Source organism: Nostoc sp. C117, assembly GCF_043099735.1.
Classification (GTDB): domain Bacteria; phylum Cyanobacteriota; class Cyanobacteriia; order Cyanobacteriales; family Nostocaceae; genus Nostoc.
Window position 1 is genome coordinate 6304835 of the sequence record NZ_CP170991.1, and the last position, 11077, is coordinate 6315911.

10 protein-coding genes are annotated in these 11077 nt (G+C 40.4%); 3 read left to right on the forward strand and 7 right to left on the reverse strand.

What is annotated here, in order from left to right:
• Window positions 1-134: 134 nt before the first annotated feature.
• Window positions 135-971: a GNAT family N-acetyltransferase gene (locus ACFG4S_RS27040; RefSeq protein WP_392532014.1), complete on the reverse strand. Its 837-nt coding sequence runs from the start codon at window positions 969-971 to the stop codon at window positions 135-137.
• 316 nt (window positions 972-1287) lie between these two features.
• Between ACFG4S_RS27040 and ACFG4S_RS27045 the strand changes: the two genes are divergently transcribed.
• A complete protein-coding gene (locus ACFG4S_RS27045; protein ID WP_392532015.1) occupies window positions 1288-1851 on the forward strand; it encodes a Uma2 family endonuclease in 564 nt (187 codons plus the stop codon).
• Here ACFG4S_RS27045 and ACFG4S_RS27050 read toward each other — a convergent pair whose 3' ends face one another.
• The 3 genes from ACFG4S_RS27050 to ACFG4S_RS27060 all read right to left on the reverse strand — a co-directional run bounded on the left by ACFG4S_RS27050 (window position 1852) and on the right by ACFG4S_RS27060 (window position 3638).
• The gene (locus tag ACFG4S_RS27050; protein WP_392532016.1) at window positions 1852-2034 is read right to left on the reverse strand and encodes a hypothetical protein; all 183 of its coding nucleotides are present in this window, start codon (window positions 2032-2034) and stop codon (window positions 1852-1854) included. It abuts the gene before it with no gap.
• A 24-nt stretch (window positions 2035-2058) separates the two neighbouring features.
• Window positions 2059-2301 (reverse strand): hypothetical protein, encoded by a 243-nt coding sequence (locus ACFG4S_RS27055; RefSeq protein ID WP_392532017.1) that lies wholly within the window; start codon window positions 2299-2301, stop codon window positions 2059-2061.
• A gap of 371 nt (window positions 2302-2672) precedes the next feature.
• On the reverse strand, window positions 2673-3638 hold the full coding sequence (locus ACFG4S_RS27060; RefSeq protein ID WP_392532018.1) for a DUF1517 domain-containing protein: 966 nt from the start codon (window positions 3636-3638) through the stop codon (window positions 2673-2675).
• A 1227-nt stretch (window positions 3639-4865) separates the two neighbouring features.
• Between ACFG4S_RS27060 and ACFG4S_RS27065 the strand changes: the two genes are divergently transcribed.
• Window positions 4866-6071: a glycosyltransferase family 4 protein gene (locus tag ACFG4S_RS27065; RefSeq protein WP_392532019.1), complete on the forward strand. Its 1206-nt coding sequence runs from the start codon at window positions 4866-4868 to the stop codon at window positions 6069-6071.
• 149 nt (window positions 6072-6220) lie between these two features.
• On the opposite strand, the gene thiS is transcribed toward ACFG4S_RS27065, so the two are convergent.
• A complete protein-coding gene (thiS, locus tag ACFG4S_RS27070; RefSeq protein ID WP_392532020.1) occupies window positions 6221-6433 on the reverse strand; it encodes a sulfur carrier protein ThiS in 213 nt (70 codons plus the stop codon).
• Window positions 6434-6497: 64 nt separating this feature from the next.
• The gene (locus tag ACFG4S_RS27075; protein WP_392532021.1) at window positions 6498-7553 is read right to left on the reverse strand and encodes a thiamine phosphate synthase; all 1056 of its coding nucleotides are present in this window, start codon (window positions 7551-7553) and stop codon (window positions 6498-6500) included.
• A 780-nt stretch (window positions 7554-8333) separates the two neighbouring features.
• Here ACFG4S_RS27075 and ACFG4S_RS27080 point away from each other — a divergent pair.
• The gene (locus ACFG4S_RS27080) at window positions 8334-10178 is read left to right on the forward strand and encodes a DUF1565 domain-containing protein (RefSeq protein ID WP_392532022.1); all 1845 of its coding nucleotides are present in this window, start codon (window positions 8334-8336) and stop codon (window positions 10176-10178) included.
• A gap of 25 nt (window positions 10179-10203) precedes the next feature.
• Here the strand turns inward: ACFG4S_RS27080 and ACFG4S_RS27085 are convergent, their stop codons facing one another.
• Complete coding sequence (locus tag ACFG4S_RS27085; protein WP_392532023.1) at window positions 10204-10998, reverse strand: PhzF family phenazine biosynthesis protein; 795 nt, start codon at window positions 10996-10998, stop codon at window positions 10204-10206.
• Window positions 10999-11077 lie beyond the last annotated feature (79 nt).

Consider the following 11077-nt stretch of genomic DNA (forward strand, 5'->3'; position numbering starts at 1 on the left):
GCCAAAATCAGGGCTGTTCGCTTTGGCGGAGCCTCTCTAAGAGTTGCGTTCCCCCAGGGTAGCCCTTACTACAAAGTAAAAATTTTAATTTTTTGTGACACTTGCGTAAGTCCTAGGATTGTTGCTGTTTATTCTCAAAGGAATGAGTAACTATGCCAATCACCCACTGACTGATAACCAATTTCTTGATATATATGATTCGATGTTGGGTTTGCCAAGTCAGTAAATAAAAAACAGTATCGATTTCCTCGGTTCAATAAAGTTTGACTTAACGCTGCTACGCAAGCACTAGCATAGCCTTGGCGGCGATACTCTGGTGGTGTGTAAACTATACTAATCCGCGCACCATTGGGCGTCATTCCAATATGACAAGCTATTGAAACCGGTACTTCATTCTGCCAAAGATAAGCAGTACCATGCTGCAAAACTCTTTTAACCCAGCTTTCTATATCCGAATCAATACTACCCAAAGCTTCCAGCGAAAAGGCTTTATACCAATTTTTTAGAAGTTCTCCATCGCCCTCTGTAGCTAAACGTAAATAACCTGGGACTTGAGAAATCGGTTGTACCTTTTTTAGTTCAAAAGTACCCAAAGCCATTTTCAACTGATAGGATTGACCAGTCAGCAAATGCCACGCTTGAGTAAAAGCTTGTGCTTCATCTGTGGGAGCATTTACTCCTGGTAATGATTGATAGAAGATAAATAAGTCTTGGGCTATTAACTCCACTGCTTGGAAATCTTTCATCTGTGAAAGTAGCAATGGTCTAGGCGGTGTTCTCATGGCTACAGCCACAATATCTCCATTTACCTCCACAGTTGCTAAATAAGGCTTTTCCTCAAAGCGTTCGGGATTTTCAATTAAGGTATGACTAATTCCCAACAGCAAGTTATGCAGCCCTTCCTGATTCAGCAAATAGTCTTTCACCCTTGGATAAAATTGAGCTGCATTTTGAAATCGATTAAGTTTCATCCTCGTTTCTTTATTCTTGGCTAGTAGTAGTTATGCTACTCATTTGTTCTCGCAAAACTGCAACTTGAGAAAATATTTAAAAATACAGAATTTATATTTGATTTTCAACAAAATTAGTTACAGTAGTGCAGTATTAGGATTGCTATACTCCCTTAGGCTACTGGCGAATGACACTGACTAAATTAAGTTTAGCGTTTATAGGTAGCGATCGCATCCCAAAATTGCCAGATTTAAATCTAACTGCTCACAAGTATTTGAAGCAACACTATAATAGTTTGTAGCTGATTTTCGCAAACAAGACACGAGGAAAGGTTTAATGAATACTATTGTCCTCAATCTAAAAGCGATCGCTAATTTAAGCGATGAGCAATTTTATCAATTGTGTCTTGCCAATCGTGATTTACCCCTGGAAATGAATGCAGCAGGAGAATTAATCATTGTGCCACCAGTAGGAGGAGAAAGCGGAAATCAAGAAGCTGGACTGATAGCTGATTTAGAAATCTGGAATCGTCAAGCTAAATTAGGCAAAGTTTTTAGTTCTTCAACTATTTTTATTCTGCCAAATGGTGCAAAACGTTCCCCTGATGCAGCTTGGGTTAAGTTGGAGAGATGGGAAGCTTTAACACTAGAACAGCGAAAAAAATTTCCGCCACTTGTACCCGATTTTGCTATTGAACTGCGTTCTGAAACAGATAGGCTCAAACCTATCCAAGAGAAGATGCAGGAATACATCGAAAATGGTTTGCGTTTGGGATGGCTGATTAATCCTCAAGATGGAAATGTGGAAATTTACCGAATCGGAAAAGCTGTAGAAGTTATACAAATGCCAGCAATTCTTTCTGGAGAAGATATTTTACCTGGATTGGAGTTGCAAGTATAGCTAAAGAGAGATTTCCACGTACATTCCTAACGAAATGCTCTCAACTTCTACCAAAATTTTATCGGTGATAGTTGCTAATAACTTTAATCGATTTGTGGGAAGCTGAATAATCGCTATGCTTCTTCCAGTCAAGGTTTGCTGGTATTTCAAATTCTTATCTGATGCGATACAAATATCATACACACCATCAATCCCAATACTTCTCGGTTAAGCATTTTTAACTCGGAATCGGGTTTGGGGAAAAGGGTAAAGGGTAAGGGTTAAAGGTTTTTTCTTTCCCTTTACCCTTTCCCCTTTTCCCCTTAACCGAGAAGTATTGCCATCAATCCTCACCATCAGTTCACCATTTTTAACTCCAGCCCATCCCTGCTCCTGAACGGTGGTTACTTCATCAGCTGACAAATAGCGCTTTAAAGCTTTTGGTAAATTTTCATCCAGAATTATTTTCATATTTAACTTCTTCACGAGCAAGTTTCAGAAAATTCACCGCATCTACACGATTAACAGATGGGAAATTGTCTAAAAACTCATCTAATACTCAAGAAGCGATTGGGCTGGAACTCTCGTATTTCGCAATACCAAAGTCCCGCCCATAACTTCGGGATTGGAATTTAGTGGACTTTGGAATAAGGTAATTATAATATTCGTTTTTGCTCTTTCTTTGTCCAGTATATCGTCTCTGAATTCTTTGCCCGTCAGTAGCAAAATAAAAAGCGTTGTGCTTGCAACACAACGCTTTTTCAAATTTATTGCTTGGTTTAAACTTGTATGCCCAGAATTCTATTCTGAATTCTGACTCCTGACTCCTGAATTCTTTCTTATTAAACCAATCTCAAATCAGAATAATTTGCCAATACATCATCGGATGTGAGGGTGTCACCTTCAGATTGCGGAGTCCAAAGAACTTCAATTGCTAGAAGTCTATCACCAGGAAGACTACCAATTTGCCGCAAAGCTTGACGTAAATCATCACTACTATTAATTACTGGGATTTCTAATTTACCTAGTGTCGCCGCTAGTAAGGTGACGATAATATATTCACCAGCTCCTTCAGTAATTAGACGAGTGGGATTGTCGAGTTCATCAGTTGCAGGTAAAGCTTCTTTGGCAAGGGCTGCTTTTAGCTGGTTGTTGACATTAGTCAGAGTTTCTTCGCTAAATTTGCTGCGTTCTGCCAATGATAGGCGGTTAAACTGAGCTTCAGCTGAGTTTAACTTGGCTTGTTGGCTACCACTACCTGCGTATACCCAATACTCAGGATGGCGGAGTAAAGCTAGGCTGGCTTCTTGCAAAATTTCTGCTCTGCCTTCTGGGGAGTTGGTATCAGCAGTTTCGGCAATGTGGTTGAGTTCAGTTTGCAAACTACGAGCTTGAGCTAATAAACCCACTTGCAAACGAGTCACAGAAACTGGGGAGTTGGTGGTGTAATCTTCTGCTTCGATTTCACCGCCAGAGACGCGGCGGAAAGTTTGTAAGAGGAAGTTGGCGATCGCCAAAAAAATTAAGATGGTAAATATACCACCGAATCCGCCTCCAATACCCCACAATGGGAGTAAAAAAGGAAAGCCAAAACCACCACCGCCAGGATAGTACCCACCTCCGCCTGGTGCGTAGGTACGCGGTGTATAGCCACGGCTAGAAGGTACTCTAAAAGAACCACCGCCAATCCGCCCGCCACTAGCTGCTAATGCTCCATCGGCATGACTAAGAGCCAAAGTTAACACCAGGCTTAGGGCTAAGAAGATTTTTAGCAGAGGTTTGATGGTTTGTTGTAGTTTTTTATGCATAATACAATCGCTTCAAAAACGGAATTTTTTATGACTTTTCCTATGCTTTTAGGAGTTTTGCGGTGTGTACCTAAGGCCAGACTGTAACGCACAAGCAAGTTTGTAGCATTCATTTTTAAAGCTACATATTCAATTTACCGCGTCTTATGTTGGGTAGGCAGCGATCGCAGGGGGGATTTCTCGACAGGGAAACCGTACCTAAAGAGATGTTCATCAATACTTAGAGAAATTGGCGATGTCTACGAAGGTCACTGAATCTCGACTCACTTCGACGCCGCTCAGTGCAAGTCGCTCGATTTGAGCGGAGCCGAAATGAGCCGAAATGAGCCAAAGTGCGGGCTACACCTACGAGTAATTGTTGCTATGTCTTGGACTAGCAGTTGTCTGGCTACAGTTTTGAATTATACAGATGATTTGAATTTGTTAGTGATTATTTTGACTCAATTTTTGTAATGCTTCTTGCTATTTGTGGTCTGGTAGACACGTATCAAGGCCGTTTTACTTCTGACTTCGGTCAGTAAGACCTTTATGACCAGAGCTTTTTGGCATTTTGGCATAATAGTCAACATTATTTAATATAATGTATTACATACATATAGCTAAATTTAATTCATAATTTTCGCAACAGTTGCTCATAGAGGAATTCAGCTATAAATTCTAGCTAGATTTATTTGATTTATTTATATATATTTACAGCAGATTTCCAGTTAGTGAACTACAGAAACTAGTACAGCATTGGGTAAATAAACCAGCAATTCCAAATCCATCAAACGCTTATGCTATATACCTGTTTGAATTTTAATTTCTGGCGTTAATAGGTCTGATAGGCAGGTATTATACTTGTTTTACTCCTGAACTTCTGACTACTGGATTTTAAATTATGCTGTATTGCCCATCATTTACACAAATTATCAAGTGGTGATAAATTTAGCAGCAAATATGTATAGGCATCCAGTTGGATTCCTGAATTTGCTTGTGTGGACAGGGTTGGCGGTTGGGGGAACAGGCTGGGGAAAAAAAGGGATAGATACGTACTGAGTCTTGTTTAAAAAACATATAGGAGTCATATCAGAAATGAAACCAAAAATCAATCTGGCTGGCTAATGTTATAAAATATGTTTAGAATTTATCTAGTGTATTCGTTTTTAACCCTGATAATTGTGGCTTTTAAAGTCATCATTGTGCATAAATGAAAAATTATTTAACAATATAGTTATCAACTTGATCATGGAACATATTTCTCAACTCACAGCCAAAATCAGAGACGAAACTGCACATCCGGATATTCTCGTGATATCCCGAGTCTTCCTACCTAGAGAAGCTGTAATTGGGGAATATATGTACAATCGCTGTCTTCAAGATCCAGAAAGAGTGATTGTGCTGGCGGCTAGTTGCTCAGGAGATAAAGTATTTGACGAAAATCAACAGTTTCCTATATACCGCTGGTCTTATCCTAAATATTTGCCTAGTAGCTTTTTAGAAACAATTTTCAATCCTTTGGTGAATATTGTCTGCTCATTTGTGTTAGCAATCAAACTTTATTTTCGCTATCACTACCGTTATATTGAGTGGGGTCACGGCTATGACTTTCCTTCATTACTGCTATTAAGCTATTTTTTACCTATTCGTTTTTTTATCTATCTGCACGGCAACGATTTTCTTTCTCCATTACACAATCCGGTGTTGCGATCGCTATTTAAATTAACACTTCATAGAGCCGAAGGTATTATTTGTAATAGTTCTTATACACAAAACTATCTCAGAACTGCTTTGCGATTAAATACGCCAACCCATGTTATAAACCCAGTAATCAGACCAGAAAAATTTGGCAATGCAACGTTAAATAACCTTGATGATTTAGGTATTCGGGTGCGTCAAATTTACAACATTCCTGAAACATCAATAGTTATTCTCTCGGTAGGGAGATTGCTAAAACATAAAGGTTTCGACCGAGTGATTGATAACATCCCACTACTGCTAACTTTTGGCGTCGATGTCCACTATATACTTTGTGGTGAAGGACATTGTGAGTCTCAACTAAAATCCTTGGCGCATCGGTTGCGGGTAGATAAGCGGGTACACTTTGCCGGATATATACCAGAGAAAGAATTAGCAGCTTATTATGCAGCCTGTGATATATTTGCCATGCTGAGTTTGTTAGATACTAAACCTAATAATATGGAAGGCTTTGGTATTGTTTATTTAGAAGCAAGTTACTTCGGAAAGCCTGTAATTGCTCCTCGTTTAGGTGGAGTTTTAGATACAGTTAAACATGAGGAAAATGGCATACTAGTTAATCCAAATTCTGGTTATGAAGTTTTTCAAGCTTTTAATCGGTTGTGTAAAGACCAACAGCTACGAGAGCAACTTGGTAACAAAGGTAAAGAACTAGCTAAGCGTAGGACTCTTCATCGATCGCTTTATAAATCGTAATATTTTAGAAGACTTTCATTCAGATTGGCATCGGCGCAGACATCGGTAGCCATTGAAAATTACACCCAAAGAGCAAATTAAGTTTTTGCAAAGCCTGTATTAAGGTGATTTGCCTTTCTCCCAACTGACAATAAATCTTGTCAAATTAATTAACCACCACCAACAATAGTCACGACTTCTAAGCGATCGCCTGACTGCACTTTTGTTTCTGTCCAAAACTGGCGGTGTAAAATTTCGCCATTATATTCCACAGCTACCAAACGGGGGTTGAAACCCAACTTTTGAAGTAAGTCCGGTAAGGGAGTTTGAACTGAGCAACTATGGATTTCACCATTGATCTGAACCGTAATCTCATTAGACATAATATCTGAGGCATGGGGAATTGGGTATTGGTTACTGACTTTGGACTAATGACTAACGACTCTTTTAAAGCTCTGGTTTAATGCGATTGAGTTGTGAAAGCAAATATTGCGTTACTAAGGTAGGCTGTTCAGCTTGCATGAGCGATCGCACTACTGCTACACGTTCGGCTCCTGCATCGATCGCATCATTAATATTATTTGCATCTATTCCCCCAATGGCAAACCAGGGAATCGAGCAGTTTTTAGCAACATAGCTGACATATTCTAGCCCTGTTGCTGCCTTACCTACTTTTGTGGGAGTTTCATAAACTGGCCCGACGCCAATGTAATCCACACCTTCAGCAATTGCTCGTTGCATTTCTTCTTTATTTGTGGTAGAAAGACCTACTAAACGCTGGGAACCAAGTAATTGTCGAGCAGTAGCAACAGGCATATCTTGTTGTCCGAGATGTACGCCATCTGCATCCACAGCCAAAGCTAAATCTACGCGATCGTTAACGATAAATAAAGCACCATAGATGTGGCATAACTGCCGAAGTTTTCTCGCTTGTTCCAAACGCAAAGAATCATCACTGGTTTTATCACGGTACTGTAAAAGCGTTAATCCACCTTTGAGTGCGGCTTCTACGGTGTTTAATAAAGTTTCACTAGGGGAAGTCACAAGATACAAACGCGATCGCCATAATAATTGATGGCGCTGATGACCCATTAAATTACTTTCTAAGGTATAAACCTGATAGCGCATCTGCTTACAAGCTTTCGCCATAGTTGGGTGATAAAGCTTGCCGTATTCTTCCAGCACCCGCAAAGCTTCTTCTATCCGACAAAAGTTAGCTTGCAAAACCGATTTTATACTCGCTCTTTCTTCCTCCTGAGGATGGGTTAACTCAGTCCCTGGATCGCCTGGTGTATCTCGCGCTGCTCGTAATTCTGAGGTATGCCACTTGGCTACTTCTTGTCGCAAACGCTTACATTCCAGAGCTAACTGAGCATTATTCAAACCAAACCGACACCATTCCTCAATAATTCGCAACCCTTCACGAGCGCGGTCTAAATTGGCATCTAAAATGCGGTAAACAACATGCTGTATTTGCTCTTTTTGGCTGTATGGTTCGACCATTACAACAACCCCGTTAGTGCTTTCATCGGAATGTGAATTATCATATGTCCTAGTAACCATAAGTTAATTAATTTGCTTTTTTTACTCGATTTTTACTAAATCTACGCAAAATAACGTAGTAATAAGTGTTATGGTAAATTATCCCATGTTGCTATAAACAGCGATCGCGGTAGTTTGAGGCTACAGTTTAGCACTAAGGTTAGTCAACCCCTTTGGGGAATTCAAAATGACGCTCTCTACGAGACGCTGGGTGTAGCTTGCTTTTCGGGATGAGTATGCTGACTCGCTAACAAAATTCAAAATTAACAATCTTCATTGCTGACTCATGACTTGTGAAGTATTCTTGATAAACCTTGAATTTCTCAGTAATATGAATTCTACATATCAGGAGCGCATACTTGATTTCTTGAGAACATAAACTTATTACCTGAATAAACATTTTTGGACAACAAGCTTGGCAAATTTTGCCGACTAGGAATGACCGTTGCAGTTGATTAAGCGCTCCAAGAAAAATATGAAAAATTTTTGGTGTGATTGATTGATAAAATTATTTTACGCAAATATGCAGTTATTGATGAGAAGAAAGGCAGGAGGCAGAGGGGCAGAGGAGAGGGGCGGAAGAAATAATACTAACTCAGCACTCAGCACTCAGCATTCAGACACTTTCCCAATTCCTTGTTTTATGACTCGCCAATAGCTAAATAAGTGAGTAATATTATCGACATACTATTGTTTAAGAATATAAGAAGTTATTAATACTTCTATGGAGCTATGTTAAATATGATTCTACGTAGTGTGTTTTTTAAGCCAGCAAAGCCTCATTTTTTAAAATCAGAAAGGCTTTTAGTGTTTAATTATTATGTATTATATCTGACTACTGCACTTGTAGCAATAAGTATAGGCTTACTTAATATAAGCCTGGGTAGGGCGATCGCTCAGACGCCATTGATACCAGATTCCATGCCTTTGGGTGAGAAAACAAATTCTCAGGTTAATATGCTGTTTGTCAACCCGAATGTTGGAAATGACAGTACAGGTAATGGCAGCGAATCCGCTCCAGTGAAAACCATTACCCAAGCATTGCGATTAGCTAATACTAATACTGTAATTATGCTCTCCCCTGGCACTTATAGCGCCGAGACAGGAGAGGTATTTCCTTTAATACTGAAACCAGGTGTTTCCATTCAAGGCAACCCCAGCAATCAAGGCAAGGATACGATTATTCAAGGAGGTGGTGATTACCTCAGTCGCAGCTTTGGCGGTCAAAATGTCACAATTGTTGGGGCAAATCAAGCGGTACTGACGGGAGTAACGGTAACGAACTCAAACCCCCGTGGTTATGCTTTGTGGATTGAATCTAGCAATCCAATAATTAGGGAAAATACCTTTACTGGTAGCACCCAAGATGGGATTTCCGTTAGTGGTGACGCTGCACCGAAGATTAGCAAAAATTACTTTGATGGCAATGGCGCCAATGGCATCACAATTGCTGGTAACTCCCATCCCGAAGTGAAGGAAAATGTCTTTCACGAAACCGGTTTTGGGATTAATATTGCCCAAAATGCGGCTCCTGTAATCATAGGCAATCAAATTCAGAACAATAGATCGGGAATTATAGTGCAAGCAAATGCTCGCCCGATTTTACGGAATAATATTATTCAAAATAGTAAAGAAGATGGTTTAGTGGCGATCGCCCAAGCAATGCCAGATTTAGGCAACGCCTCCGAACCTGGGGGTAATCAATTTCAAAATAATGGCCGCTATGACATTAACGCCAGTGCAGCCAAACAGGTGATTTCTGCTGCTGGCAATAACCTTGTGAGCGATCGTATCACTGGCAAGATAGATCTCAACGGTACAACAGCATTAGTAGCCGAAAATTCTCAACCCGCTCCTGTTTCCAACAATGTGCTAACCGAAGTACCAGCATCGGAGGAAATCACTTTTTCAGCTCCCGGAGTTTCGCAAACTACTAATGGGCAAACCAGCAACACTATTTCACCAAGTAATCCTGTTCCTGCACAATTGAACGCGCAACTGCTGCCATTATTACCAGCCAGTGTAGCAGTTTCTTCGCCCATATCCAATCAAGAACCACCGACCTCTCAAGTTGCTGGATTTCCTACTCCTAGCAGCTTGTCAGGTAGACAAATATCAACCAATACTCAAGTTATAACTTCCAGTTCAGCACAGTCGCCTAATACACCGCAGTTAAATTATGTGCGGATCGATCCGAACACGATTGAGTTTACTGCACCTCGGTATCCATCAAATTCAGTAGTACAGCCAACAGTTCCCACTATGGGTAATGAAGTTCCCGATGGCAATATCCCCATTGGAAATACTCGCAATCTGGGAACATTACCAGTTGCAAGTTCTAAAACTATGTCCTATGTTGGAAACTCCGGGACACAGTTTGGTATACGTTATCGCGTAGTCGTCACATTAGTAACAGTTAGAGATCAAGATTTAGTGCGATCGCTTGCTCCTGGTGCTTTTCCCACAGTCTGGCAAGGTCAAAAAGTAATGCAAGCAGGAGTATTTAATAATGAATATAACGCCAAAGAAATGCTCAAAACACTTTCGAGCAAAGGATTAAGAGCTATTATGGAGCCGTTGAATTAATTGGGGAATTGGGCATAAATGAAAATTACTGTAATTCCCCTCGCAGAACAGTTACTGCTTGTCCGCCAAGCAAGACGCGATCGCCTCCATCATAATAGACCTTCACCACGCCACCGCGATTTGATGCCTGATAAGCTAAGAACTGATTTTTATGGAGGCGATCGCGCCAGAAGGGAGCAAGACAACAATGAGCCGCTCCAGTCACTGGGTCTTCATTGATGCCTAATCCTGGTGCAAAGAAACGTGAGACGAAATCATATTCTGAATCAGAATTAGCGCTGCTGGTGACGATGACATCAGTAATAGACAACGTTTTTAGTAATTGAAAATTGGGCTGTAATTGGCGCACCAATTCTTCAGATTCCAATTCCACTAAATAGCCGAGTGAATTCTGCAATACAGATTTGTAAGGGACACCCAAAGCTTGGCTCAGTTCTGGAGGAGCGATCGCTGCTTTGGAGTGATTCACAGGAAAATCCAACTCAATCCACTCACCTTGCAACTTAGCAATCAGTTCTCCGCTTTTAGTATAGAAACGGGCAATTTCATCAGGTAACAAATGCTCTTCTGACCAAAGTACATGGGCACTAGCTAAAGTTGCATGACCACAAAGAGGTACTTCTACCGTTGGCGTAAACCAACGCAGATTAAAGCCATCGTTTTGTTTGACTAGAAAAGCCGTCTCCGATAAATTCATTTCCTGTGCTACATTCTGCATCCAAACATCATCTTGGGGAGTATCTAAAACACACACAGCAGCAGGATTACCTGCAAATGGTGTATTAGTGAAAGCATCAACCTGAGTAATGATTTGTGCCATAGACTTACCCTCAAAGTTATTAGTCGCTGTTCGTAAATCTCTAAAACGAGAATTAGGGTAACCAAAGATAGATTGTACA